The sequence below is a fragment of the Brevibacillus sp. FSL L8-0520 genome (genome assembly GCF_037963895.1).
Classification (GTDB): Bacteria; Bacillota; Bacilli; order Brevibacillales; family Brevibacillaceae; genus Brevibacillus; species Brevibacillus borstelensis.
Map to the genome: position 1 here is coordinate 179,596 of NZ_CP150171.1, position 25,195 is coordinate 204,790.

24 protein-coding genes are annotated in these 25,195 nt (G+C 50.1%); 11 read left to right on the forward strand and 13 right to left on the reverse strand.

Annotated elements, in window-relative coordinates:
- Positions 1-61 precede the first annotated feature (61 nt).
- Positions 62-1,360: an FtsW/RodA/SpoVE family cell cycle protein gene (locus NSQ24_RS00985; protein WP_243014870.1), complete on the reverse strand. Its 1,299-nt coding sequence runs from the start codon at positions 1,358-1,360 to the stop codon at positions 62-64.
- A complete protein-coding gene (locus tag NSQ24_RS00990) occupies positions 1,357-1,692 on the reverse strand; it encodes a PadR family transcriptional regulator (RefSeq protein WP_003390271.1) in 336 nt (111 codons plus the stop codon). The genes NSQ24_RS00985 and NSQ24_RS00990 overlap by 4 nt, the downstream gene beginning before the upstream one ends.
- Before the next feature lie 893 nt (positions 1,693-2,585).
- Here NSQ24_RS00990 and NSQ24_RS00995 point away from each other — a divergent pair.
- Positions 2,586-4,772: an acyltransferase family protein gene (locus NSQ24_RS00995; protein ID WP_311067890.1), complete on the forward strand. Its 2,187-nt coding sequence runs from the start codon at positions 2,586-2,588 to the stop codon at positions 4,770-4,772.
- A 64-nt stretch (positions 4,773-4,836) separates the two neighbouring features.
- Here the strand turns inward: NSQ24_RS00995 and NSQ24_RS01000 are convergent, their stop codons facing one another.
- On the reverse strand, positions 4,837-5,328 hold the full coding sequence (locus tag NSQ24_RS01000) for a PCYCGC motif-containing (lipo)protein (RefSeq protein WP_339166994.1): 492 nt from the start codon (positions 5,326-5,328) through the stop codon (positions 4,837-4,839).
- A gap of 172 nt (positions 5,329-5,500) precedes the next feature.
- Between NSQ24_RS01000 and NSQ24_RS01005 the strand changes: the two genes are divergently transcribed.
- Complete coding sequence (locus tag NSQ24_RS01005) at positions 5,501-6,613, forward strand: zinc ABC transporter substrate-binding protein (RefSeq protein ID WP_339166996.1); 1,113 nt, start codon at positions 5,501-5,503, stop codon at positions 6,611-6,613.
- Positions 6,614-6,694: 81 nt separating this feature from the next.
- Here the strand turns inward: NSQ24_RS01005 and NSQ24_RS01010 are convergent, their stop codons facing one another.
- The 3 genes from NSQ24_RS01010 to NSQ24_RS01020 form a co-directional block, all read right to left on the reverse strand.
- Positions 6,695-7,684, reverse strand: coding sequence for a WG repeat-containing protein (locus tag NSQ24_RS01010; protein ID WP_172920350.1), 990 nt, complete (start codon positions 7,682-7,684; stop codon positions 6,695-6,697).
- A gap of 404 nt (positions 7,685-8,088) precedes the next feature.
- Positions 8,089-9,273, reverse strand: a complete 1,185-nt coding sequence (locus tag NSQ24_RS01015) for an MFS transporter (protein ID WP_122958266.1) — start codon at positions 9,271-9,273, stop codon at positions 8,089-8,091.
- A 148-nt stretch (positions 9,274-9,421) separates the two neighbouring features.
- Positions 9,422-9,724 carry a metalloregulator ArsR/SmtB family transcription factor gene (locus NSQ24_RS01020; protein WP_003390278.1) on the reverse strand — a complete coding sequence of 101 codons (303 nt, stop codon included), beginning with the start codon at positions 9,722-9,724 and terminating at the stop codon, positions 9,422-9,424.
- A 278-nt stretch (positions 9,725-10,002) separates the two neighbouring features.
- On the opposite strand from NSQ24_RS01020, the gene NSQ24_RS01025 reads away from it, so the two are divergent.
- The 8 genes from NSQ24_RS01025 to NSQ24_RS01060 all read left to right on the forward strand — a co-directional run bounded on the left by NSQ24_RS01025 (position 10,003) and on the right by NSQ24_RS01060 (position 18,090).
- A complete protein-coding gene (locus NSQ24_RS01025; RefSeq protein WP_003390280.1) occupies positions 10,003-10,770 on the forward strand; it encodes a metal ABC transporter ATP-binding protein in 768 nt (255 codons plus the stop codon).
- 31 nt (positions 10,771-10,801) lie between these two features.
- Positions 10,802-11,641, forward strand: coding sequence for a metal ABC transporter permease (locus NSQ24_RS01030; protein ID WP_003390281.1), 840 nt, complete (start codon positions 10,802-10,804; stop codon positions 11,639-11,641).
- Between the two features lie 31 nt (positions 11,642-11,672).
- Positions 11,673-12,104, forward strand: coding sequence for a Fur family transcriptional regulator (locus NSQ24_RS01035; protein WP_024984725.1), 432 nt, complete (start codon positions 11,673-11,675; stop codon positions 12,102-12,104).
- Between the two features lie 496 nt (positions 12,105-12,600).
- Complete coding sequence (nadB, locus tag NSQ24_RS01040; protein WP_003390284.1) at positions 12,601-14,223, forward strand: L-aspartate oxidase; 1,623 nt, start codon at positions 12,601-12,603, stop codon at positions 14,221-14,223.
- Positions 14,213-15,058: a carboxylating nicotinate-nucleotide diphosphorylase gene (gene nadC, locus NSQ24_RS01045; RefSeq protein ID WP_024984723.1), complete on the forward strand. Its 846-nt coding sequence runs from the start codon at positions 14,213-14,215 to the stop codon at positions 15,056-15,058. The genes nadB and nadC overlap by 11 nt, the downstream gene beginning before the upstream one ends.
- 10 nt (positions 15,059-15,068) lie before the next feature.
- Positions 15,069-15,833 (forward strand): type III pantothenate kinase, encoded by a 765-nt coding sequence (locus tag NSQ24_RS01050; protein ID WP_122958268.1) that lies wholly within the window; start codon positions 15,069-15,071, stop codon positions 15,831-15,833.
- Between the two features lie 339 nt (positions 15,834-16,172).
- Positions 16,173-17,531, forward strand: a complete 1,359-nt coding sequence (locus NSQ24_RS01055) for a helix-turn-helix transcriptional regulator (protein WP_122958269.1) — start codon at positions 16,173-16,175, stop codon at positions 17,529-17,531.
- 355 nt (positions 17,532-17,886) lie between these two features.
- The gene (locus NSQ24_RS01060; RefSeq protein ID WP_051567418.1) at positions 17,887-18,090 is read left to right on the forward strand and encodes an aspartyl-phosphate phosphatase Spo0E family protein; all 204 of its coding nucleotides are present in this window, start codon (positions 17,887-17,889) and stop codon (positions 18,088-18,090) included.
- A gap of 95 nt (positions 18,091-18,185) precedes the next feature.
- Here NSQ24_RS01060 and NSQ24_RS01065 read toward each other — a convergent pair whose 3' ends face one another.
- Positions 18,186-18,545, reverse strand: a complete 360-nt coding sequence (locus NSQ24_RS01065) for an FmdB family zinc ribbon protein (RefSeq protein ID WP_327970037.1) — start codon at positions 18,543-18,545, stop codon at positions 18,186-18,188.
- Between the two features lie 35 nt (positions 18,546-18,580).
- Positions 18,581-19,759, reverse strand: a complete 1,179-nt coding sequence (fmdA, locus tag NSQ24_RS01070) for a formamidase (protein ID WP_031933435.1) — start codon at positions 19,757-19,759, stop codon at positions 18,581-18,583.
- A gap of 670 nt (positions 19,760-20,429) precedes the next feature.
- Here fmdA and NSQ24_RS01075 point away from each other — a divergent pair.
- Entirely contained in the window at positions 20,430-21,002 is a 573-nt protein-coding gene (locus NSQ24_RS01075) for a hypothetical protein (protein ID WP_243014864.1), read from the forward strand.
- A 70-nt stretch (positions 21,003-21,072) separates the two neighbouring features.
- Here NSQ24_RS01075 and NSQ24_RS01080 read toward each other — a convergent pair whose 3' ends face one another.
- From NSQ24_RS01080 to NSQ24_RS01100, 5 genes are all read right to left on the reverse strand, one after another.
- Entirely contained in the window at positions 21,073-22,470 is a 1,398-nt protein-coding gene (locus NSQ24_RS01080; protein ID WP_339167004.1) for a TraB/GumN family protein, read from the reverse strand.
- Positions 22,471-23,045: 575 nt separating this feature from the next.
- Positions 23,046-23,288, reverse strand: a complete 243-nt coding sequence (locus NSQ24_RS01085) for a hypothetical protein (protein ID WP_003390296.1) — start codon at positions 23,286-23,288, stop codon at positions 23,046-23,048.
- 66 nt (positions 23,289-23,354) lie between these two features.
- Complete coding sequence (locus NSQ24_RS01090) at positions 23,355-23,858, reverse strand: hypothetical protein (RefSeq protein WP_339167005.1); 504 nt, start codon at positions 23,856-23,858, stop codon at positions 23,355-23,357.
- A gap of 649 nt (positions 23,859-24,507) precedes the next feature.
- Positions 24,508-24,675, reverse strand: coding sequence for a TraB/GumN family protein (locus NSQ24_RS01095; RefSeq protein WP_339167007.1), 168 nt, complete (start codon positions 24,673-24,675; stop codon positions 24,508-24,510).
- A gap of 95 nt (positions 24,676-24,770) precedes the next feature.
- The gene (locus NSQ24_RS01100; protein ID WP_339167009.1) at positions 24,771-25,028 is read right to left on the reverse strand and encodes a DoxX family membrane protein; all 258 of its coding nucleotides are present in this window, start codon (positions 25,026-25,028) and stop codon (positions 24,771-24,773) included.
- Positions 25,029-25,195: the final 167 nt, after the last annotated feature.

A 25,195-nucleotide genomic window follows, 5' to 3' on the forward strand; every position in this document is an offset into this window, starting at 1 on the left:
ATACGGTCGCCCGAAAGTTTCAGTTCTCTACTCTACAGCCAAAGTATTCACTGTAAAAGCTTTAAGAGGAGAGCGGCTGTCTCACGTCCTTTTGGCGGTAAATTCCAAGGACCAGACCCAGTATTGCCATGTGACTGATGAAGGTAAGACCGCCGTAGCTGATGAGCGGTATGGGGGCGGAAAAAAATGGGACCCACCCGAAGGCCATCAAAATCCCCCAAAAATACTCGGTAAAAAACATGGCCGCAAGTCCACACATAAGCAGTGCTCCGTAACGGTCGTTCGTTTGCTTGGCGGCTCGAAACAGTCGCATCAGCAAGAGCATGCCGATCAAGAGGACGCCGACCCCTGCAGCCAGCCCGAACGCGTACACCAGATAAACAAAAATGAAATCGGACCCCAGTGCTGCGGTATAACCCAACCCCTCCAGCTTGGTACCGAAACCATGTCCCCACAAGCCTGCGGATCTGATTGCCTCCAGGGACCGAATCAGCATATATCCTCTCCCCATAGGTTCTTCATACGGGTTGACCCAGTACAACAAGCGGTCTAGCTGATAGCGTTCCATCGTCAGAAGGAGTAATGCCACGGCTCCAATCAAGAGTGTGCCTAGGCTGATGCAAGCTTGACGCCTACTCGCCGGCGAGCGGAAAAGCAGAACGAAAAAACCGACGGAAAAAAGGATCCCGGCAAACAAGTCAGGTGCCTTGACATAAAACAGCAAAGGAACAAAATACAGCCCCAAAACCAGCCACAGAGAGAGCTTCCTTTGCCAGTTCCAGTCTGAAAATATTCCCGCGAGCGAGATGATCAGCAAAAACGGACTCAGTCTGACAATATCGATGGGTATGCCGATATCCATGTACGGTTTTCCTGACATGGTCTTTCCTTGTGTAAACGCAATAAAAACTGCGAGAAGAGTACCCATATACATGAGCAGGCCGTAAGCTTTCATTTTGCTGTAATTGGCGTAAAGCAGGGCGACAAACGCAGCAATTCCAAAGCAGATAAAGACGAGCTGTCTCTTCAGGAACTTGATATCTTCGGGATTGCCCGCAATAAGTGAGAGCAGAACGAGGAGTCCGATCCCAATCAATGCCGCCACCATCCCGACGACACTCCATTCCATCCGGGGCTTGTGTGCTTCATGCAGATGTTTTCCCACCGCGAACGGATCTCCCATTTCCGCCAGGGCTCGTTCGACAGCCTCGGCTTCCGTGCTGCCGGACTCCATCAAATCCTCCACCTTGTCGGCGATGTGGCTCTCCAGCTCCAGCGTTACGGCTGGATGCACGTCCTTGCAGCGAATCTGAGAGCAGACCTGCCGTATGTACGCCTGAATCTTGTCGTTTGGCGTCATGCCCGTCCCTCCCCAAGTACCTGATCAACAGCGGTGCGGAACGCGACCCACTCCTGTTTCTTTTCCTGCAGCCGTGCTTTTCCTTCTCTGGTGATCCGATAGTATTTCCGCTTCCGCTCGCCTTCGCCATCGCTCCAGTACGATTCGACAAGTCCCTCCGATTCCAGCGTGTGGAGGATAGGGTACAGGGTTCCTTCCTTCAAGGAAAGGATGCCGTTTGAGCTCTTTTCCATTTCTTTGCTCATCTCGTAGCCGTACATCGCTTTTCGTTCGAGAAGGGTCAGAATGAGGATGACCGTGCTGCCCTTCATCAGCTCCTTGTTGATTTTCATGATAGCCTCCTTTTGCATTGGAATTCGATACATCGAATATCTAGGTATAATCATACAAGAAGCCAGCCGCATTCGTAAAGGGGGAATGGCAAGAATCGGTCGAAACGTTTTTGGTTCCTTTTCGTCAAACTTTATGTTGGATAGTCTCCATTCAGTCGCCTGAACAAAAAACAGCAGCCCCAGATGGCCGCTGTCTGAAATCGCACCTGCTCTGCCGGGATGACGGTCATTCCCCTGTCGGGAGTCGCAAGGCGAAATCCCCTGGACAAACTGTCAGAACATCGATCCGTTTGCCATCATATCTCCGGGTATTCCTTCGTATTGGATGTAAAAAATCGGAATGTGCGCTTCTTGTGCTTTTTCGATCAAGGTTTGAATCACCGCAAAGGTTTCTTCGGTCTTGTAAGTTCCCCAAAGTGGTCCAACCTGCAATTCAATGAGGAGCAACGTGATTGCTGATCCGTCATGGGCAATATCCCCTTTTTATCTCCAGTGGACAGAGAGTTACTTCCATTTTATCAAACGCTTTGCAATCAACATACCGTATAGCTGTCGAAGTATGTTTTCGAGCTTTTACGTGGGGTTTAACATTTTTGTCGATTCTTTTTATCTTGCGGAAAAAAATAACTTTTTTCTTTTTAACGATTTGTAAATACATTTGCGATTGTACTTCTTATAATGGGAACGTACATAGGAAAGCTCTTCATATGAGGGACGGAAGGAGCGTTTGTCTTCGTGTGAAAACAATGTCGTTTTTTGGTGAAATCGCCTCAATCGAGGATTTTCCTTTCATATATACAAGTACACTAGAGGGGAAGGCAGACTGATCATGACAAGAGGGCAGCAAGAGTCAATTACAGCAAGAGCAGCAACACGCAGAGGGGGTGGACGAGATGCCTAAGCCGATCAAGGCAAACGGCCGCTACATGGCTGGCTTGGATGGGCTTAGAGCTTTGGCAGTGCTGGCCGTTATCGCTTACCACCTTCATCTGGATTGGACACCCGGAGGACTGCTGGGGGTCGGTGTATTTTTCGTTTTGTCCGGATATTTGATTACGGACATTCTCATCGCCGAGTGGAAACGAAGCGGCAGGCTCCATTTGGGCGATTTCTTGCTGAGGAGGGCGCGCAGGCTCCTGCCGGCGATGCTTGTCATGATGGCAGCGGTAGTTGGATGGCTTGCCATTAAGGATCCCTCCCGACTTTTGGCGATGAAAGAAGAAATCGGATCGGCGCTGCTCTATGTCAGCAACTGGTGGCTGATCTTTCATGAGGTTTCGTACTTCGAGAGCTTCGGTCCGCCTTCTCCGCTGGGCCATTTTTGGTCATTGGCTGTAGAGGAACAGTTTTACCTCATCTGGCCGCTGGTGCTCGTACTTGGGCTTAGCCTCCTGAGAAAACGGGGAAAGCTGCTTGGACTGACGCTGGCGGGAGCCGCCGCTTCAGCACTGGCGATGGGGCTGCTTTATGAGCCGGGGGCTGATCCGAGCCGGGTGTATTACGGGACTGACACCAGAGTTTTCGGTTTGCTCATCGGGGCTGCGCTCGCGATGGTATGGCCGAGCAGGAAGCTTTCCCACAACGTCTCGGCTGGCGTACGGTTGGCCCTCGATCTGGTCGGGGGAGCAGGTCTTTTGGTCGTCATTTCGATGATCTTCCATATAAATGAGTATGACGAGTTTCTCTATCAAGGCGGATTGGTCGTACTTTCTCTGGCAACGGCTGTCGTAGTAGCTGTGCTTGCCCACCCCGCCTCTTTGCTTGGCAAGCTGATGGGCGCAAAGCCTCTGCGGTGGTTTGGCGTTCGCTCGTACGGCATCTACCTGTGGCATTATCCCGTCATTGTGCTGACCAGCCCAGAGGTAAATACAGGGGGAGTGAACGTCCCGCTGGCATTTGTTCAGGTAACGGCAAGCGTCCTGCTCGCTGCCCTGTCGTGGAGATTCATTGAAGAACCGATTCGCCACGGCGGGTTGGGACGGTTGTGGAAACGCATCAAAGGACGGTCGGGGAGGAGCAGACGCGTCGCATGGATTGCTTCGATTGGGGCCTTGCTCGTGATCAGCCTTTCCTTTGCCGGGATGACGCATCTGTTCCCGATAGCTACCGCGAGTTCGTCTACTCCTGACAAGGTTTATGGCAAAACGGAAGCAGATCCAGCGTCCCTTGATCAAGCGCATGGGTCTGGAGCTGCTGCGGGAGCACAAACGCCCGGCGATGGAAAGGGACCCCAAACCCCAGGCAGTGCAGACAGTGCTGCTGCTGATAAAAGCGGACATGCAACAAAGCCGGCAGGCAATCAGGCAGTGAATGGAAAGCAAACCAATCAGCCCGGCAGTGGAGAAAGCGCGAAGGATACGGTGGCGGCCGGAAAGAACGGCGCCAAGGACGGCAAGCAATCTCCTGCTGGTGGAAAGAATGCGTCAAAGGAGAAGCAGACCCCTTCAGCAGCAGACAAATCTCCGAATGCTGATGCCGCAACGGGCGACAAGCAATCAGCGGGCAACAGCCAAGGCACGAGCACAGACCAACCCGACGGTTCGGCTGCGGAACAGCAGAAGGGCCAGGAGGGAAAAGCGGAAACACCTGTCATCGGGAACGGCCATGGCATTACCGTCATTGGGGATTCCGTAATTCTCGACGCGGAGCCTTACTTAAAAGAGATGCTGCCGGGAATTGTCATCGACGGAAAGGTTGGCCGACAGATGTCCCAAGCGCTGGAAGTGGCCAACCGCCTCCATGCGGAAGGGAAACTGGGCAAAACCGTGGTGCTGGAGCTTGGTTCAAACGGTGCTTTCACGAAGAAGCAGATGGATTCACTCTTGCACACACTCGGCAAAAACCGGCAGATCGTCCTGATCAACACCCGTGTCCCTCGTCCATGGGAGAGTACGGTCAACGAAGCACTGAAAGAGAGGGCCGACAGCTCTCCGCAAATTTCGCTGATCAACTGGCATGAGGCCAGCGCCAACCACGATGAGTATTTTGTAAAAGACGGCGTTCATCTCACCACCGAAGGAGCCAAGGTTTACGCATCGCTTTTGGCAAATGGCATCAAGTACCTCGGCGAAGAAAACTAGCGGAAAACAAGAACCCCTTCCTGCGCTTGGAAGGGGTTTTGTCATATGCTCCTGCAACCGAATCTTACGACGGCATGGGAGTCGGAGTCGGCTTTCCATAGCCGTCTTTATACGTATCGTCGATAAACGTGCGGATTTCTTTATCGGTTTTTCCATCCAGTTTCATCTTGGCAGAGACGACGGCGATTTCCATACATACGCCGCAGCGGGTGCCATGATCGTCCCAGACGATGGAGCCGTCTTCTTTTTCCTCTTTAATAAAGCAGTTTCCATTGTGCTGGTGGCCGGCACTTTCACCGCAGCCGCAGTAGCAAGGAATCACCTTGAGAAGCTCGCGATTGGCTGCAGCGACTTTATAGGCTGCGACGATTTGCGGGTCTTGGTTGTCCAAAAAGCTGGGCAGTTGATCCACCGAAGCGGTCATCTCGTGCAGGTCTCCATTTGGGGCGTGCTGCTGATGCGCTGCATGATCGCCCTGGGCTTTGTCTTGAGAGGCACAGCCGGAGACAAGGGCTGCAGCCAAAAGACCAATTACAAAGAAATGTTTCCGTTTCATCCTGGACAGACCTCCTTACCGGTATCATATCATAATGCGATGAAGAAATTGTGAAGAAACCGGCGCAAATCGGAATAAATCCTATTTACTTTATGGGCAGCTGCCCGTATAATAAAAAACGGTTGAGATACAAATCGGAATGATTATGAATTGGAAGAGGAGTGGAAGAAGGATGAAAAAAACGATGCTGGCTACGCTGACGATTGTGACCGCATTGGCTATGGCTGGCTGCGGCACAGCAAATACTGCCAATACGTCTCCGCAAACGGATGAGGGAACATCCAAAATAAAAGTATATACGACGCTTTACCCGCTGGAGTATGCGGCCAAGCGGATCGCTGGCGAATATGCCGACGTGGCGAATATCGTACCAGCCGGAGTGGAGCCTCATGATTTTGAGCCGACTGCCAAGGATATGGTCGCTCTGAGCAGTGCCGACCTGTTCATTTACAACGGGAGCGGGTTTGAGGCATGGGTGGACAACGCGGTAAAAGGCATGGACAAAAACAAGACGACAGTGGTCAATACAACGGAGGGACTTTCCCTGCTGGAAGCTGCGGGGGGACATGACCATGATCACGGACACGAGGGCGAGGCAGCCGAAGCAGGACATGACGATCACAAGGAAGACTCCGGTGCTCAAGGACATGAGGAACACAAGGAAGGTTCCGAAGCTCAGGGTCACGAAGAACACAAGCAGGATGCCGCTGCTGCCACTGGCTCCACCGAGGAGCACGCCCATGAGCACGAGCATGATCACGGCGGTACCGATCCCCACGTGTGGCTCGATCCGACCATGCTGAAAGCACAGGCGGAGAAAATCAAGTCCGCTCTGGTTGAAAAGGACAAGGCGCATGCTGATGCCTACGAGAAGAACTACCAGCAGCTGGCCGCCGATCTGGATCAGCTGGACAAAGACTTTGCGGATATGGTAAGCAAATCCTCCAAAAAAGAGTTTATGGTCGCCCACAGCGCCTTTGCCTATCTGGCCAAGCGTTACGGACTGGAGCAGGTAGCAATCTCAGGGATTGATCCAGCCGACGAGCCGTCGCCGTCAGAGATGAAGGAGCTCGTCGAGCATGTGAAGGAACACAACATTTCGTATGTCCTGTTTGAGACCCTGGCGTCGCCGAAGGTAGCCGAAGTGATTGCCAAAGAAGCAGGCGTCCAAACGGGAACGCTTAATCCTCTGGAAGGCTTGACGGAGGAAGAAGCGAAGGCGGGGAAAGACTATCTCTCTATTATGAAAGACAACCTCGAAATGCTGCGTGCGGCATTGAAATAGGAAACAGGAACGGAAGCTGTCCTTGGCGATCCATAGAGCCAAAGGGGCAGCTTCCTTTTTTCTATCTTTTATATCCGGATTTTACTGTTGCGGGGGCCAGACAACTCCACCGCTTCGATCGATATAGCCCCATGCTGTACCCGTTTGCACGTTAGCCAGGCCATGATGAAAGTCGTAAGCAAAATCAAATTGAGCCGGAATGACGATTTCTCCGCGTGCGTTGATAAACCCCCACTTTTCGTTAAGCTTTACTGCGGCAAGCCCCTCGGAAAAGGAACCCACCTCCGCAAATTGCGGGGCAATGGCTGTCTTTCCCGTCTTGTCGACAAATCCCCACCCTTGCCCTGTCTTGACCTCGGCCAATCCTTCGGAAAAAGCATGGGCCAATTCGTACGCGGGGGCTATTTTCATCGTACCCTGTCGATCGATAAATCCCCATTTGCCGTCGAGCTTCACCGCTGCGAATCCCTCTTGAAAAGAATGTGCACTCTGGAAGGTGGGCGGGATGACTGCCTTTCCGCTTTTGTCCAAAAAGCCGTATAGATTCCCTGTTTTTATAAAAGCCAAGCCTTCGGAGTAATCCCCCAGTTCTTGTACATTCGGAAACGGGATCTCGAAAGCCGGTTCTCCAGATCGGTTGATAAAGCGGAAGGAGTCGTGATCATGGACAGCAGCCAGCCCCTCGTGAAAGCTTCCGGCGAATTTAAATTGCGGTGTGATGACGACTTTGCCGGTCCGATCAATATAACCCCATCCTTCTCCGTTCGGGACCCGTACCGCAGCCAGCCCTTCCGAAAAATCCTGTGCATCGGGAAATTGAAAATCGATTCGAACGCTTCCTTGTTTATCGATGTACCCCAGCTTCCGATCGTCATTTTCTACAATGGCGAGACCCTCTGAAAAGGCAAAACCTTGGAGAAATGACGGCTCGATAACGACCTGTCTGCTCCGGTTGATATATCCTGCATGGTCCCTTTGTCTAATGGGGAAAAGCGCGTCGTCTTCGCTTGAGGGCTTGCCCTGTTTGACTTGCCCGGCAGGAGTTGAATGCGGGGGTGCATGATCTGGCATTTCCGTTTGCGGCTTTGGGGGAGAGCATCCAACCAATATGACCAGCAGTAGCATTCCAAGAGTATATAGGCGAAATATACTCACAGCGAAATCTCACCCCATGTATTTTCGAAATTTTACGTTTTGTTTTACGGATGGTTATTGTCGCCAAAACACCTGTTTTATATAACAAACAAAGGGGAGTTCATTTTTACGATAATCACCTTTGTTCGATAATAATCCCTCAATTCTGGTATTTATCCCTGTATTTACAATTAGTATGACGGTAATTACACCGGTTTGTTTCGCAAAAGAGAGATAAATAATCCTCAAAATTTCCTGATTCACGAAGGATGGGCTTGTAGAGCTGCCAAGCACAAAAAAACCGGAATCGGTTCGGCCCTCCTGATTCCGGTTGTATTCGTTTATTCGTTTGCTTGAGCCATCTGCTTTCCTTCACTCATCCGCAGCCTCAACAGAAACGCTGCAAGGATCGCCAGGACCACTCCGATCATGCCGAACCATGTAACCGATGACAACGACACTTGATCGATAATGATGCCTCCCATTCCTGCACCAGCCGCCATGGACAATTGCATCATGGATTGGTTAAGGCCCAGCATGATTCCCGAATAGTTTGGTTCAATCCGAACCAGATTAAATTGCTGCGTAGGACCGGTAGACCAGGCCGCAAACGACCACAAAACCAGTAAGCCAGCAACAAGAAGCCACGAATGGGGCAAGGAAACGGAAACGGATAGCAAGATGAGGGCTGCTGCGTGCAGGAGCATGCCCCCGGTCAGCGTCGGGAACACGCCCCACTTGTCCGTGCTGAACCCGCCGAATTTGGATCCGGCCAAGCTGGCGATTCCGAACGCCAATAAAGCTGCGCTCAGCATGTCTTCCTTCAAGCCGGCGACATCGAGAAGATAAGGCGAGATATAGGTATAGGCGATGGAGTATCCGCCCAACCAGAAGAAGGTAATGGCAAGCCCTAGCGCTACTTTTCCGTTTTTCAAAAAAGCAAGCTGCCTGGACAAGGGAACGGGATCGTCTCCTTTGACTCGAGGCAATACTGTGTAGAGAACAAACATCGCCAGCAAGCCTGCCAGTGCCAGGAAGCCGAACACAGACCGCCATCCGAACGCGGCCGCTGCAACTCGTCCAAGAGGAACCCCGATAATCAACGAAGCAGTAAATCCCATAACCACTGTGGCAAGGGCACTTGCTTGTTTGCCCGGGGCGGCAATTTTAGCGGCAATATCCAAGGCGGTGACAACCACCATTCCCGCGCCTAAAGCCATGATGACACGGGCTGCAACAAAAAGCTCGAACCCAGGCAGGACAAAAGACAAAACATTCCCTAACACGAAGATGCCCATTGCAGAAACCAGCAGCTTTTGCCTTTCCCATTTTGCCGTCAAAGCCATGAGTAGCGGCGTGCAGACAGCATAAACAAATGAAAAGATCGTCACAAGCTGCCCAGTCAAAGTGACGGAGATACCCAGGGTCTCCGAAATCTTATCCAAGATGCCTGAAATGACATACTCGGATGTGCCGACTAAAAAACTGACTAATGCCAAAAAGTAAACCTTCCACGTACTGGTCAATGAGATCACAACTCCTTTGTCGATTTTAGATCGATAAATTGAAAAATGTAGATACAAAAGACAAAACTATATGATAATACATATCGCGATATGTCGATTTGACAAACAAAACAAAAACCGAATACATTTTCGGCATTCAGTTATAGAATTAGAGCTCACTATTGAAAAAAGCAGCGAATTCACGTATTTTCTCTTCATTCCTTTTATAGTACGTAAATTTGCCGATCCGTTCTGTTTTTATCAGACCGGCTCGTTGAAGTATGGACAAATACTGGGAAACCGTTGATTGAGTCATCTTCAGCTTCTCTGTGACCTGACTCACGCAAACCCCGATTTTTCTCATATCAATCCCTTCGTGGGGCACAAAATGTTTTTCCGGTTCCTTTAACCATTGCAAAATTTGCAACCTCGACTCGTTAGACAATGCTTTAAACACTTCGATTGGCTCCATAATCATCATTATATCGACGATTTCCGATATGTCAACACGAATCAGTTGACCGTTGATTCTGGCGGCTTCTAATGCCTGCTTGCCGTACTGTGTTTGGCGTTCGCTCTGCGACCCGCCGTCAGAACGTGCGGGTCTTTAAGAGCGGAGAGGATGTTCTGGGAGTTGACGGCGGAAAAGCGGAATGCCGCATTTGACTTCTTGAGATTTTTGCCGAATCGTAGTACGATGTAACGTAGTAAATCAGAATAAATCCGATTTAAAGGAAGAAGGATGGCGTCATGAAAGCGAAACATGAGGATGCCGTAGTCAAGCTGACGTCGGTATTCTTTCAATATGAAGAGAAAGTCGTGCTGGAAAACATAAACTTCTCTCTGGAACGCGGAGACTTCGTCGGCATTGTCGGACCGAACGGCTCGGGCAAATCGACGCTGATGAAGCTGCTGCTCGGACTGCTTCCCGCCACGAAGGGGACGGTGGAGCTGTTTGGGCAGCCTTTGTCCAAGTTCCGGGACTGGAGCAAGATCGGTTACGTGGCCCAGCAGGTCGCTCACGGGGCAGGCGGCTTTCCGGCTACCGTACGGGAGGTAGTTGCTTCCGGTCTGGTGGGAAAGGTCGGTTTGTTCCGCCGCCTGCAAGGCAAGCACCATCAAAAAGTCGAGGAAGTCGTCGAGCGCGTCGGCTTGACGGAAAAGCTGGACCAGCGGATCGGCAACCTGTCCGGCGGGCAGCTGCAGCGAGTCTTCATCGCCCGGGCATTGGTGGCGGAGCCGGAGCTGTTGATCCTCGACGAGCCTACCGTCGGTGTGGATCAGGAGTCAATTGAACAGTTTTACGAGCTGCTACGCTCGCTGAAAGAAGAAAACGGCATGACGATGATGATCGTCAGCCACGATGTAGGCGTGATGACGCAGTGGGTCAACAAGGTAGCCTGCCTGCAGCGGAAGCTCCACTTCCACGGCTCCGCGCACGACTTTGCCCACAATCACGACAAGATTTTACAGCAGATGTACGGTGATTCGATCAAAATGCTCGCTCACCACCATTGAGTAGATTTGGAACGAAAGAAGGAGTAGAACCATGCTGGCTGACTGGTGGCAGTATGACTTTTTGCGGTATACCCTGTTTTCAGGGATACTGATTGGACTGATTTGTCCCATTCTGGGGACCTTTTTGATTGTGCGCCGCCTGTCGATGATGGCGGACGGCCTTTCGCATGTAACGCTCTCAGGTGTAGCGGCAGGCATGCTGATCTCAAAAAAGATTGCGCTGTTTCAGGCTGTTAATCCTCTGTTTTTCGGGATGCTGTTCTCGGTGATCGGCTCTCTGTTTATCGAGCGGCTGCGCAAGGTGTACAAATCGTATCAGGATTTGGCGATTCCGATCATCCTTTCGACCGGACTCGGGCTGTTTACTGTTTTGATCAGCATCGCCAAAGGCTTTAACACCGACCTGTATTCGTACTTGTTCGGTAAAATCGTGACGGTCAGCAAGGAAGATTTGTACGCCCTGATCGGCGTGGCGGCAGTCGTTCTCGGCACCGTTTTCCTCATTTACAAGGAGCTGTTTGCCGTATCGTTTGACGAGGAATTCGCCCGCGTCTCCGGAGTGGCACGCCGCTCGATCAACCTCTGGTTTATGGTTCTGGTGGCGCTGACGATTGCCGCCTCCATGCGGATCGTGGGCGTGCTGTTGATCTCCGCCCTGATTACGCTGCCGGTAGCAGCCAGTCTGCAGATTGCCGGAAGCTTCCGCCAAACGATTTTGTACGCGATTGTCTTCGCCGAAACATCCGTTTTGGCCGGACTCTATTTTGCCTATCTGCTAGATTGGGCATCTGGTGGTACAATTGTATTGGTAGCCGTAAGCATCTTGTTGATCGTGCTCGGTGTGAAGAAAATCAAAGCGGCTCTGCGATAGCATGTGACCAATGCGGGAAGGAGCAAGGATGATGAAGGTAGAAGAAGCGTTGCAGATATTGAAGGAAAAAGGATATAAATACACGGGTAAACGGGAAAAGCTGATCCGCATCTGCGCGGCAGAGAGACGGTACCTGTCAGCCAAGGATATCATGGAACGGATCAAGGACGACTACCCCAATCTCAGCTTTGACACCGTTTATCGCAACATCTCGACATTCGTCGATCTGGGCATTCTGGAGGAGACGGAGCTGGATGGGGAAGGAAAATACAGGCTCGCTTGTTCGGCAGACGGCCACCATCACCACCACGTCATCTGCACCGAATGCGGCAAGACCTCCTCACTCCCCGGTTGCCCGATGAACATCATGTCGTCGATCCCCGAGGACTTCCAGGTCACCGGCCACAAATTCGAAGTATACGGCACCTGCTCCGACTGTGCGTCCGTGCCGTCTCATTCATAAACTTTCTACAGACTCCCTTTCAGCCTTTGCAGCGATGACAAGTTCATCGAAGCAAAGGCTTTTTTATCTTTTGCTTTTAGGAAGACCGGGCGAAAACAATCGCTGTAGAGATGAAACAGGAGAAAAAGGCGAAGGTCTTTGGGACACCGGCCCAGGAGGAATGGAAAAAGGGGAACACGCTTTTCGCGTCCAACCTCTGAGACGCATCCTCGGGCAGGCTGCTTTTGGACGCGGTTCCCCTTTTGGAATGGAGCCGGACAGTATAAGCTTCCAAGCAAGTGTCCCACCGAACCTGGAGCCTTTTTCTCCTGTTTCATCTCCGCCACCGCAGCCCGGACAACGCCGCCCAAAACCCGAAAGCCTCGTAAAGCTTGCTAAGACTCGCAAAGCTTCAGGCTTACAAAAGAGCTGCGCCAACTCATTTTGCTACCAAGACGTATTTGTTATAATGGGTGAAACATAGATTTGATCACGGATGAGAGAAGGGACACAGGGAATGATCCCCCGCTATATTGCTGACTTTGATTTGCAAACATTGCCGCGGATGAAAACGGAAGTGGCGGTCATCGGCGCTGGCATCGCCGGGCTGTATACGGCCCTGCAAGCCAGTGAACAAAATGAAGTGGTATTGATCAGCAAAAAGAAACTCGACGATAGCAATACGCGCTGGGCGCAAGGAGGCATTGCTGCGGTCACGGCCAAGTCCGACTCGCCCGCGCTGCACCGTCAGGACACCTTGATCGCAGGAGCGGGCCTGTGCTCGTACGAAGCGGTGGAAGTCCTCGTCCACGAAGGGCCTGAACGCTTAAAAGAGCTGATCGCCTACGGTACAGAGTTTGACAAAGACGCCGAGGGGCGGTACGAGCTGACCAAAGAAGGGGCGCACAGCAAACGTCGTATTTTGCATGCCCACGGGGACGCAACGGGAGCGGAAATCGTCCGGGCCTTGTCCGCGCGCGTTCGGGAGAAGTCCAACATCACCGTACTGGAAGACCACTTTGCGATTGATGTCGTGACGCAGGACGGCGAATGCGTCGGAGTGATCGCCATGAAGCCGGACGGTGAACGCTTTTTCCTGGAAGCAAAGGCCACGGTGCTGGCGACCGGAGGAGCGGGTCAGCTCTACCGCTACACGACCAACCCGGAGATCGCGACAGCGGACGGAATCGCGATCGCGTATCGGGCCGGAGCGCGGATCAAGGATGTGGAGTTTATCCAGTTTCACCCGACAGCGCTGTATTATCCGGGTGCGCCGCGCTTTCTCATCTCGGAAGCGGTACGCGGGGAAGGGGCGATTCTCCGCAATACGAGCGGGGAGCGCTTCATGGAAAAGTACCATCCGCAAAAGGAATTGGCGCCGCGCGACGTCGTAGCCCGGGCGATCGTTTCCGAGATGGAGCGCACGCATTCGGCTTATGTTTATCTGGATATCACGCATGAGTCGGAGGAGCTGATCAAGCATCGCTTCCCAAACATTTACCAGTTCTGCCTCCAATACGGGCTCGACATGGTAACCGACTGGATTCCGGTCGCGCCTGCCTGCCACTATATCATGGGCGGAGTTCAGACCGATCTGAACGGAGAGACCTCTACCAAGCGCCTGTTTGCCTGCGGCGAGGTATCCTGCACGGGTGTGCACGGAGCGAACCGCCTGGCGAGCAACTCGCTGTCGGAAGCGGTTGTGTTTGGCCACCGGATTGTTCATCGCATCCGGGAGCTTCCGCCGTTGCCCGAAATACGTCCGTTGCAGGCAAAGGCAGAAAAACGGGGGAATCGGACCGTCAACACGAGAGAGCAGCGGGTCAAGCTGCAAAAGCTGATGCTGCGCCACGTCGGCGTGAAGCGGCAGGAAAAGGGACTGCAAAAGGCGTTGGAAGAGCTGGAGCGCATGCAGCGGTTTTACGCCTGCGAGCACCATGAAATCGAGGCATTCGAATTCCTCAACCTGCTCGGTACGGCCGTGCTGACGACACGCGCGGCATTGCGGCGGGAGGAAAGCCGGGGCGGACACTATCGCAATGATTTCCCGAACAAAGACGATTTGATTTGGCGCAAGCACATCATCCAGTCGATGGATGAGGGTGTACGTGAGGAGAGTGACCAGTACGATGTGGAATAAGCGGGAATTGCAACGCAAAATTGAAGAGTGGCTGCAAGAGGACATCGGCTTCGGAGACGTGACGACAATGAGCACGATTCCCGGGACGGAGACAGGGACGGGCATTCTGTACGCCAAGGAAGCAGGGATTATTGCCGGATTGTCCGTGGCGGAGCAGGTGTTTGCGACCGTAGATCCAGCCTTGTCCTTTACAAGCCGCGTCCAGGAAGGGGCGCGTGTCGAAAAAGGAGAGCAAATCGCAGACGTCAGCGGTTCGGTTCGCTCGATCTTGAGCGGTGAGCGTCTGGCGCTCAATCTGCTTCAGCGCATGTCCGGCATCGCGACGCTGACCAGGCAGTATGCCGACGCAGTCGCAGGAACGAAGGCGCGGGTGGTGGATACGCGAAAAACCACCCCGGGCCTGAGAATGCTGGAAAAATACGCAGTCCGCGTCGGGGGCGGACACAACCACCGCTACGGACTGTACGATGCCGTGATGATCAAGGATAACCACATCAAGGGAGCGGGCGGAATTGCTCAGGCAGTCGCGGCGGCCCGTGCCGCCATTCCGCATACGATGAAAATCGAAGTGGAGGCGGAGTCGCTGGGGCAGGTGCAGGAGGCACTGGCTGCCGGAGCCGATATCATCATGCTGGACAACATGCCAAACGAGACGATGCGTGAAGCCGTCGCCATGATCGGCGGCCGGGCTGTCGTGGAAGCCTCCGGCGGCGTCACGCTGGAGACGATCGGGGGCATTGCCCAAACTGGGGTGGACGTCATCTCGGTCGGAGCGCTGACGCACTCGGTAAAAGCGCTCGATATCAGTCTCGATTTAAACACCCGGAAACGGTAGGAGAAGCCTTATGCTACTGGTGATGGACATCGGAAATTCCAACATCGTGATGGGACTGTATGAGGGAGAAACGCTGCGTCATCATTGGCGCGTGGCTACGGACCGCAACAAAACAGAAGACGAATACGGCATGCTCGTCCGCAGCCTGTTTGACAGTGTCGGCCTGACGTTGGACAGCGTGGACGGTGTCATTATTTCCTCAGTCGTGCCGCCGATCAACGTGATGATGGAGCGGATGTGCGAGAAGTACTTGCGCCATAAGCCTTTGATCGTGGGACCCGGAATCAAGACCGGCCTCAACATCAAGTACGAGTATCCGCGCGAGGTCGGGACAGACCGCATCGTCAATGCGGTGGCCGCGATTCACGAGTACGGAACCCCGCTGATCGTCGTCGATTTTGGCACGGCCACCACCTTTTGCTATGTGGACGAGCGCGGACAGTACTGGGGCGGTGCCATAGCCCCGGGGATCGGCATTTCCACGGAGGCGCTGGTAAGCCGCGCTGCCAAGCTGCCCCGCATCGAGATCGCGAAGCCTTCGTCCGTGGTGGGGCGAAATACGATATCAGCGATGCAGGCCGGGATTTACTACGGCTTTGTCGGTCAGGTGGAGGGCATTGTCCGCCGGATCAAGGCCGAGTACGGCACACAGCCGACTGTGGTCGCGACAGGGGGCTTGGCTCCTTTGATTGCAAACGAAGCAGAGTGCATCGATGTTGTTGATGGCGACTTGACGCTGAAGGGCCTTCGTTTGATTTACGAACGGAATCAGTGAGATGTTAGCTTGTTCATAAAAAGAGAGCAGTTCTCTTGCAGGGAAATCGGCAGGAGGGTTGCTCTCTTTTATAATGGGAGCCTTTAAGATTCATCGAGTCCTACTGCTTTTCTTGTTTTCGCCTCGACCGAGGAGACAGGCGCTCGAAACTCTTTCTTTGTTTGCCGGGGGTTATCTCCAACAAAATGAGAAGATATGTTAGGAGAAATACTTCCACTAGTTTACCTCTATGTGTATCATATGGTAAAATATAGAAATACCAAAAAAGATATCTCTTTATCAAGAGTGACTTAACGTACTGAATAGTAATCACTTTGGGAGTAGGGGGAGTGTTTTTCTATGAGGCTGCAAGAGACGGTGCAACGGTCGTTGCGGTCAGAGATAGAAACGCATCAGAAGCAAAACGGTTATACATTAAGCAAGCTCAGCGAATTGTCCGGTATAAATCACGGACACCTTAGTGATATTTTACGTGGCAACCGCCCGATGACGATAGGACAATTGGATGCGTTGACTAAAGTTTTTGGGAAGCCTTTAGGGTGGCTCTATGAATTGTACACAGAAGAGTGTTTCGCAAAAGAGAGGGTATCTCGCCCGCGAGTGATTCCCTACCTGATCCGGTGCGCAGAAATTGGCCTGAAGGATTGTATTCAACAGATCGTTTCCAAATTGCTGGATGACCCCAAAAATGTAGGGATCCTTTTTTCAGTGGCAGAGCAGCTCTTTGAGGGCGGGAAACGGAAGGAGTCTGTTCCGTTCTATGAGTTCGTAATTGAAAATGAGAAGGACAGCCATTCCGACCGCTTTTTGATCAGTCAGTACCGGTTGTTCCGGGCAGCACAAGGGACAGATGCCGAAGAGAACTGGAAGGCGGTTATTCGGTTTGAACCTTATCGGAAGCGTTTACCGGAAAATTTTCAGTTGGACGGGTTGCTGCAATTGGCGAATGTGTGTTTTATGCAGCAAAAGTGGAGGGAAGTGGAGAAGTACGCAGACGAACTACGATCACTAGCCATGAAGGTCTATCAGGATGAGTTGCGTAAACGGAAAAACGGCAAGACCTGTGAGCAGTTAAGAACGGAACGCCATTTGGTTGTGTACTATGGACAAGGGTTTCTCGCAAAAGGTGTCGCATTACAAATGCAAGGGTTGTATAACGAAGCGAAAAAATACGTTCAAGGCTATGCTGATCTTGGATGGTTCGAACTCTTGGATGATATGGGAAAAAGAGAGGTTGAGAATTTCAAGACGTGGGCAAAAGCCAATTTGTACACGTATAATTTGCTGATGGGGGAAACCCATATTTTGCCTGAGTATTTGGAGTTTTTAGCCAATCATCCAGCGGAAATACCAGCGGGGCTTTTGACTCTCATGGAAGCGGCCAGTAAATATGACATTATTATCGAACCTATTTTAGAACAGTATTCTCTAGAAATAGAACGTTTTTATAAATATGAGGATCCGGTTAATATTGGCAGACATTATAATTTCAGGTATAATAAAGTCGTCTATGAGTTAAAGAAAGGGCGCATTACCAATGCACTTGAAGAAATATTATGTTGTTTGGACCTAGCCGATAAGTTGAAGAATCAAGAAGCATTTAAACGATGTACTGCACTGTTTTGGGAACATCGACACCATGCATCGGAGCAGCATGAACGAATATATCAAGAAATAATAGGGAGGTTCAAAGAATGAAACGAAAGTTGTTTTCGTTATCACTCGCGCTAATTGTAAGCTTGTGCATCGGTATTGCAAACAATGAAACGTCAACTACTACAGTCACCCAAACAGTGCAAACCTACACACACGGAATGGGTGGATAATCAAAAGGCCAGTACCTTCAAACGGGTACTGGCTTTTTATATTTCCTTATTTTTTCAAAGCCGTATTTATTGGAGAATCTAGTATAGTTATAAATGCCCTTGTATTACATAATAAGGAAGTGTGATATCCGATCGCTGTGAAAATTCTAGAATGGGACGTTCCCCTTATGTGCCCGTTAAAAGGAATGCCTACAAAAGGGGAATCGCTTGCTCCTAAAGGCAGGTGCATGATCCGGTTGGTAGGTGAACAAGAACAAAATCGGCATAATGAGACGGACTTAATAAGGATTATAGAGAGCTTGCGGGGACAATTAGTTGAACTTGTTCAGGAAAAAGGCTTTGACAACGGGGAAGTTGTAGAATTGAGCCAGCGTCTGGACCAGTATATTGTCCAGTATCAAAACAGAATGAAAATTAAGTCAATCAAATAAAAAACATGCATGAGTCAAACGTAAGCAAAAACAGCCCAGCACGCCACGGTGCTGGGCTTGGCTTGGTACGCTCGCAGATGTTTTTCTCAAACGGATTAATGCCCCACCTGCCACGGACGGCTGGGTGCGTGCGAACGATGGAGCGCTTGACCGGGAGCATGACTGGCATGGCTGTGTCCATGCGATCCGCAAGCATGCCCGTGAGCTTGAGCGCTGCCGCGTCTCTGGCCTTCCCCGGAACAGCCGGGAGTCTCCCTTTTCACCACCTTCGGCACCGCACTCTGCTCGATGCGGGTCCGCAGCGCTTTGGACGACGTAATCAGCCCGGCGGGCAAATAGAGCCGGACCGCAAGCTTTTGACATTCCGGACAATGGCCGGGGTCCCCGGCTTGTGCCATGCTGCGGTACAGATCAAAGACGCCGCAGGTTTCACATAAAAACGAGTAGGTCGGCATGACTGCATCCTCTCCTATAAAAAAGTGAAGATTTGTTACTTCGGTGTGATATCACGGTCAAAGATCGCCGTCGGTATGGCGAGCGTGCAGCACGCGTTCGGAATGTCGACGATGCCGCTGATCCGCCCTTCCACAGGTGCGGTGGAAAGCAGCATGTAGGCCTGCTCGCCGGTATATCCCAGCGTTTTCAAATACTCGATGGCGTTCAGGCAGGCACGACGATAGGCGAGATGAGCGTCAAGGTAGTGCTGCTTACCGCTGAATTCGTCGACGGAAATGCCCTCAAAGACAAGGAATTCGGAATAGTGAGGCTCGACCGGACCTGGTTTGAAAACAGGATTGTTGACGATGCCGTATTTGGCCATGCCGCCCTTGATAATGTCCACGTGCAGATCGATGAAGCCCGCCATTTCGATTCCGCCGCAGAAAGAGATTTCGCCATCGCCCTGGGAAAAGTGGATGTCTCCCATCGACAGCTTCGCCCCTTTGACAAAGACGGGGAAGTAAATGCGGGAGCCTCTGGACAGGTTTTTGATATCGCAGTTTCCTCCGTTTTCCCGCGGCGGCACGGTACGGGCCCCCTCGGCAGCGATTCGCTCATACTCGGCACCGGTAAGCGAACCGAGCACAGTGCTCGTCGGATCGGGAAGAGTAGCCAGCTCCGGCACGCGGTGCGGGTCTGTCGCGACCAGTTCCCTCTCACGCTTGTTCCACTTCGCAAGCAGCTCGTGGGAAGGAGCGACGCCGATCAGTCCGGGGTGGGTAATCCCGGCAAATCTGACTCCGGGTATGTGGCGCGAGGTGGTGTAGATACCGTGGAAATCCCAAATCGACTTGGCTGCCTCGGGATAATGCTCTGTGAGAAAGCCGCCGCCGTTTTCCCGGGCGAAAATGCCGGCAAAGCCCCACTCCGCCCCCTGCAGCGCGCCGATGTCGAGGATGTCGACGACGAGCAAATCGCCCGGCTCTGCCCCGTTTACCCAGATCGGTCCGCTGAGCACGTGGACGCGCTTTAGATTGACGTCGCGGATGTCGCTCGGATCGTCGTTGTTCTGGATCTGTCCATCCGTCCAGTCCTTGCACTCGATGCGAAACACAGCCCCCGGGTTTACCGCAGCCACGGCAGGAATGTCGGGATGCCAGCGGTTGTGCCCGGGTAAATCCTGCTCCTCCATCGGTTTGGTCAAATCCACCTTGAACAGCACTTCAGGCATTTTGTCTCCCCCTTGTTTTCCTCATTTGCTCACCTGGTTTCACCTGTCCCCCCTTTGTTAAGTCCATATGCGTGAATGGTTCGATTTAAGCCTGTTATAAAATAGAAAAGCGTCTGTTTGTTTTTAAAGACAAGTCTACATTCTTTTAATTTCGCCAAGGAGATTGTGAAAGATTTATTGATAGATGACAGACGAATGCAAATATATAGGCATTTTCTGTAAACTAAAAATTATATTCAGAGATTACCAATATATGGTATATTTGCCTTATGCTTGCTATATATTCTACTTCTATACCCATTTTTCCCAAGAATACAGGTTCAGCAGTGACCAAAAAACCGACACAAATAAAGAACGCATAGCTTGCGTTCGAGAGCATTGTTAAGCACTCAGAAGGGCAGGGAATGTTACGATTGCAAAATATTGAAGGATCTTCCAACGCAGGAACTACATAAGGCTGGGGAAGCCCTTTACGGACTCCGTTTGCGAAGAGAGAGCGAGACATAACCGATGTTGTTTGCAATTACTTTGCGGATGGCTTTAGGACCAACTAGCTATTGATCTCGGAGTAAGGTTTTAAGGGCACTTTAGCGATATGTTCTTAGTAAGCAAACTATAATGTCTCTCGATTATTATTTGCGTGTCCAACCTCTAAAAAAGGGTGGTTTGTATGGAAATTGGAAAAAGAGTGCACGTAAAATACCTAATGTTTACATCCATAATCCTTCTGCTAATATCATGCCAGAGTAATCACGTTAGCAGTAATTCAACAGTTATAGACATCGACAAATTTAACAAAAGGTATCTGGATATTAAGACTAATTTTTCACTAGATGGTTATATTGAAATAACCGAAGACTGGGCTATTACGAATCTCGTTCGTAAATTTAAAGACAGTTCCGATTTAGAGCATAGCCTTTTTCAAGAAAACAACAAGACTTTAGTATATAAAAATGAGAGTGAAGGAATCGTTGTTATGGTTGGGCTTTCTCCCGGTATAGAAGAAAAATTCCAATGGAAAAATGCATTATCCTATTCATCTGGTTTTTATAATGCGACGAATGAAGATAGCGGAATCACAAAAGGATACAGTGAGATATATCCAAATACTGATTTTCTTATCTATAATTTTTCAGGTAAAGAACTAAATGCGAGTATTGTACTTATCGCAGACCACTCCAGAGATTTACATAACACTGAATTTTTACCCGAATTTATTAAATACCTTGAAAATATAAACTAGCTTGATCCTATATACGGTAATGAAAGAGGCGCATGACATCCATGCGCCCTCTCTGTTACCCGCAAAAAAGCTACCGAATAAACTCCACTTTATAGCCTTTTTGCTTCAATTGATCAATCACCATATTCTCGACCACAAAATGCCCGGCACCAATGACGACAAAGACAGTCGATTTGCCTTCCTTTTCAAGCAAGGAAGCCAGCTTCGCGGCCATGTTCTTGTCCCGTTCTCCGAACAACCCCTTCGCAAGAGCGCTCTCCATCATTTGCGGGGAGGAAGTAAATGATTTCGTAAAGCCGTCCAGATCCCCTTTTGCCCATAGCTGCTGCCACTCGATAAGCTGTTTCGCCGTGTTCTGCGAGGCGGCATCCGGATTCAAAACCGAGTCCAGCAGTTCATTCAATTCTTTTTCCTGCAGGTCAGGCGGTGCGTTGTTGAAAAGATCGGCTTGCAGCTTTATGCCTTCCAACTCGTGTATCGGTTTCCCGGAAAGAAGCGCGCTTTGCAGGAAGTACATGTCGACCCCCAAAGCCGAAGACTGAGGCTGCTCGCTTGGCGAGACTCTGGTGGAATTCAGGGACAGGCCGGTGGATACGGCCCAAGGCTTGTAGGAGTCGAAGGCATCCCGGGGAAGTTTCAGCTTGTCGGTAACCTTCTGCAGCTTCTCATACGTCGCTTTGGATACGTGATCCTTCAGTGTTGTGCCGTCGGTGTACATCATGGATTCTTTAAAGTATTCCAACGCCTCTTCATCGTCAGAGAGGAGATTCAGCTCCACCCAAAGGGTATCGGATGCGGCGAACGCGTCCCTGACGTTTTTTTGCATCGGGTACATATCCGGAGTGCCATAGTGAATCGAACCGAGCAGGTAAAGCGTGTTGCCTCCCTTGGTGGCCTTCCAGAGCAGCCCTTTTGCCCCTCCCTGGGCGGTATCGTATGTATAGGTTACAAGCCTGCTTGCAAAGACGGCGGCTTGCTCGACAGTGCATGGCTGGTTCAGTCCCAGGCTTTTAATGGTTCCGCTCACGATGCCTTTCTTTTGCAAATAATCAATCGGGGAAAGCTTGCCGATTTCGAAAGCTTCCGGCAGCTCGTACTGTGTGAGGACGCCGTACAGCGAGTTCAGGACCATTTCTCTCGCTATTGTATCTGTTGCTTTCGGGCCGCTGAAATCAGTCTTCTTGCTGAAGCCCAGCTTATCCAGCTTCGCTGCGGTGTTGGCCAGTAAAGCTTGAAATTTGTCTGTGGTAATCGGCTGCTGAAAGGTGCCGTCTTGATACCAGGCAAGCGGATAAATTCCGTATTTTTCGCCTTCGTGAAGAGTCTGGACGGCCCAGGGGCTGATTGCAGGCGCTGCGGCAGGCGCTTCGTTCGCCTGTACGGTCAATACGCTTCCGAGTATCGCGGTTATGCCGAGCAAGCCGCTGGCGAGTAGGCGTTGTAGTTTACTCCATTTACTGAGTCTCATGTAATACTCTCCCTTTCAGAGGGATTATACCCCAATATATTATGATGAAGATGGTGTATTATTTACACTATTCATAGATGTAATAAACACTTTTACGAAAACAAAACCTTGCGCTGAGTCTATCGCTGATCTCTCCGAGTTAATCCTGAACGGTACGAGGGAAAGCCATACGTTACTATGACGTACTTGGTGCAGATTACATGACGGCCTGCCAGCAATCTGGAAGGGCGGCTACGCAAACGATCCGAATTATCCCGAAAAGCGATCAGCCTGATAGAAAATTCGAGTTATACAATACGATGTTGTCAACAAGTCGGGGATAAAATTGTGGATTTACAAAGAAACTTTGAAGCTTGATGACTGGGAGCAAGTAAAATTGAAGGCAATCGATAGCCTTACTACAAAATGATTATTGAACAATCCTGACAGTTGAAAAAAGCAATTAGCCGACGATCCGGCAGGCATACTGAAGCAAATCACCTTGGCTTATGTTTACGATGTTAGACCGGATAACAGAAAAACAATAGCCAATGCCCTCCAGCGAATATTGCAAGAGGGCATCCCTATTATGGGCTTCAGTTTTCCAAAAGCGTTATAAGGACCAATAGATCCATAATGACATAAAGTGTTAGTGCGGCAAGAACTATTCCTTTAATTTGTTTAGTTTCTTTATAGTCCATTGTAAAAAAGGCAGCAGAGACCATCCATATTATACTTACCAAGAGGACTCCGAGAAAGGGGGAAAGTGGTAAATGAGAAATTAGCAAAATGGCAAGAAAGCCAAATACGTTATGAGTGATAAAGCGGGTTGCTATCAAGTACCGTCACCCCCTTTCTATGTATGAAGGGTAGAACGGAGTGTTCTACCCATTTAACCGAAAATATTAAGCAGAGTACACGTTAGGAACACCCGGAACCCCTACATGAAAGGTATCAATATAAACTCCATTTCCTTTGTCAATCTTGGTGACGACGTAAAGACTTAGTACTCCAGAACCAACGATGATTGAAGCCACCCAACCCGGAACCCCTAAACCTACAAGGATTCCTGCCGTTATGGTGCCAGCTCCACCAATTCCCATTGCTTCAGCTCGAATGTCTTGACATAACTCATGAGAGAGATAAAAGCGGTGTCCCCACCAGAAAAGTTCGTAATCCCAGTATGCATTAGTATCAATTGAATTGGCAACCATCTTTTGGTTAATTGATACTTTTTTACCATTTGCTATCAAGTTGCTTTTGTTCTTTTTAATCAAAGCATTCGTTTGATTAATGGCTGCTACTGCTTGAGAATACTCATTCGAAGACAAATGTTTTTTTGCATCACTTGTTAAGAAGAAACGCATAGTGTTGGCGTCTAATTTGACAAAAGGGTCAACTTTTTTCACGAATGCGTTATCCTGTTGATCGTTATGGGATTAATGTAATATATTAACTTTATAAAAAATACATTTTTTACATGAAATGTAGAAAATGGGACATAGAATGCATAAAGTGTACAAAGCCAAAAAAATGCTTTAGCAGAGATAAAATTAATCTGTATTTTCACGGCCACGGTAACTCGGTGAAGTTAGTTGGAACAACTTGGGAACCTGCATTTAGGTAGTAAAGAAGCGGACAGACGTAAAAAGCGAAGAATCAAATTTGAAACGATGTGGACAGAAACAACCATAGATTGGACTACAGTTTCAAAGAATGAAAGCAAGGGAAATGTGGTAATTGTGGGGTTATCACCAGGAGAAGAAAAGCAGTTTCAGTTGAAAAAGCCCCTCATTTTTACAACTCCAAGGACGAGGATAGAGTGATTGCTACAGTTTATAGCGACATCTATCCAAATACGCAAGTTTATGCTACTCCTTTTCTGGAAAAGGGTTAAACGTAACCCATCGTATTGATGGGAGACAACGGAAAAGAATCGAAAAAATAAGTTTTAGAGAGTTTATTCATGTCTACATTTATAGCGTTTTGGAAAAGAATAGGTGGGGCGAGCAATGTATAAGGCGCATGGAAATCATGCGTCCTTTTTTTTCAAAAAAGCTACCCAATAAACTCCACGTAATAGCCTTCTTGTTTCAATTGATCAATTACCATGTTCTCAAAAACAAAATGTCCGGCGCCAATGACGACAAAGGCGGTGGATTTCCCTCCCTGTTCAAGAAAGGTAGCCAGCTTTACGGCCATGTTCGTGTCCCGTTCTCCGAACAACGTCACTCTCCATTATTTGCTGGGAGGCAGTAAACGATTTCGTAAAGCCGCCCAGATCCTCTTTTGCCCACAGTCGCTGCCGTTTGTTAAACTCTTTAGCCGTATCGGGTGCCAGACGTAATAAAAGCCAATGCGAAGGCTGCGTAGCGGAAAAGCTTATGAAATAACAATCCGAGGCCCCCCAGTACTTCGCCAAGACCGACTATGATCTGAAACCAATAAGGAAATCCATACTGTTGAAAAGCGAGTGTAATGTCCGGATTTCCATTTAATTTAAAGAAACCAATGAAAAGAAAATAAAAGCAGGTTACAGATAACAGAGTCCATTTTGCAATACGAAGCCATTTTTTCATACCGAATCCCCCATTCATTCCCTAGATGGACCTAAGTATAACTCCCAAGGTATGACATCTAATGTCATATATGCGAAGCAAAAGTCCGAGGAGATGGACTCGTCTTTCCCTATTGCTGGAAAGCCGGCTTTTTTTGTCCCGTCCATCCTTTGTACGCTGGCAAAAAC

Coding starts and splice junctions, on each gene's coding strand:
- NSQ24_RS00985 (WP_243014870.1), bottom strand. CDS start 1,360: ATGACGCCAAACGACAAGATTCAGGCGTACATACGGCAGGTCTGCTCT.
- NSQ24_RS00990 (WP_003390271.1), bottom strand. CDS start 1,692: ATGAAAATCAACAAGGAGCTGATGAAGGGCAGCACGGTCATCCTCATT.
- NSQ24_RS00995 (WP_311067890.1), top strand. CDS start 2,586: ATGCCTAAGCCGATCAAGGCAAACGGCCGCTACATGGCTGGCTTGGAT.
- NSQ24_RS01000 (WP_339166994.1), bottom strand. CDS start 5,328: ATGAAACGGAAACATTTCTTTGTAATTGGTCTTTTGGCTGCAGCCCTT.
- NSQ24_RS01005 (WP_339166996.1), top strand. CDS start 5,501: ATGAAAAAAACGATGCTGGCTACGCTGACGATTGTGACCGCATTGGCT.
- NSQ24_RS01010 (WP_172920350.1), bottom strand. CDS start 7,684: ATGCCAGATCATGCACCCCCGCATTCAACTCCTGCCGGGCAAGTCAAA.
- NSQ24_RS01020 (WP_003390278.1), bottom strand. CDS start 9,724: ATGGAGCCAATCGAAGTGTTTAAAGCATTGTCTAACGAGTCGAGGTTG.
- NSQ24_RS01025 (WP_003390280.1), top strand. CDS start 10,003: ATGAAAGCGAAACATGAGGATGCCGTAGTCAAGCTGACGTCGGTATTC.
- NSQ24_RS01030 (WP_003390281.1), top strand. CDS start 10,802: ATGCTGGCTGACTGGTGGCAGTATGACTTTTTGCGGTATACCCTGTTT.
- NSQ24_RS01035 (WP_024984725.1), top strand. CDS start 11,673: ATGAAGGTAGAAGAAGCGTTGCAGATATTGAAGGAAAAAGGATATAAA.
- nadB (WP_003390284.1), top strand. CDS start 12,601: ATGATCCCCCGCTATATTGCTGACTTTGATTTGCAAACATTGCCGCGG.
- nadC (WP_024984723.1), top strand. CDS start 14,213: ATGTGGAATAAGCGGGAATTGCAACGCAAAATTGAAGAGTGGCTGCAA.
- NSQ24_RS01050 (WP_122958268.1), top strand. CDS start 15,069: ATGCTACTGGTGATGGACATCGGAAATTCCAACATCGTGATGGGACTG.
- NSQ24_RS01055 (WP_122958269.1), top strand. CDS start 16,173: ATGAGGCTGCAAGAGACGGTGCAACGGTCGTTGCGGTCAGAGATAGAA.
- NSQ24_RS01060 (WP_051567418.1), top strand. CDS start 17,887: ATGATCCGGTTGGTAGGTGAACAAGAACAAAATCGGCATAATGAGACG.
- NSQ24_RS01065 (WP_327970037.1), bottom strand. CDS start 18,545: ATGCCGACCTACTCGTTTTTATGTGAAACCTGCGGCGTCTTTGATCTG.
- fmdA (WP_031933435.1), bottom strand. CDS start 19,759: ATGCCTGAAGTGCTGTTCAAGGTGGATTTGACCAAACCGATGGAGGAG.
- NSQ24_RS01075 (WP_243014864.1), top strand. CDS start 20,430: ATGGAAATTGGAAAAAGAGTGCACGTAAAATACCTAATGTTTACATCC.
- NSQ24_RS01080 (WP_339167004.1), bottom strand. CDS start 22,470: ATGAGACTCAGTAAATGGAGTAAACTACAACGCCTACTCGCCAGCGGC.
- NSQ24_RS01100 (WP_339167009.1), bottom strand. CDS start 25,028: ATGAAAAAATGGCTTCGTATTGCAAAATGGACTCTGTTATCTGTAACC.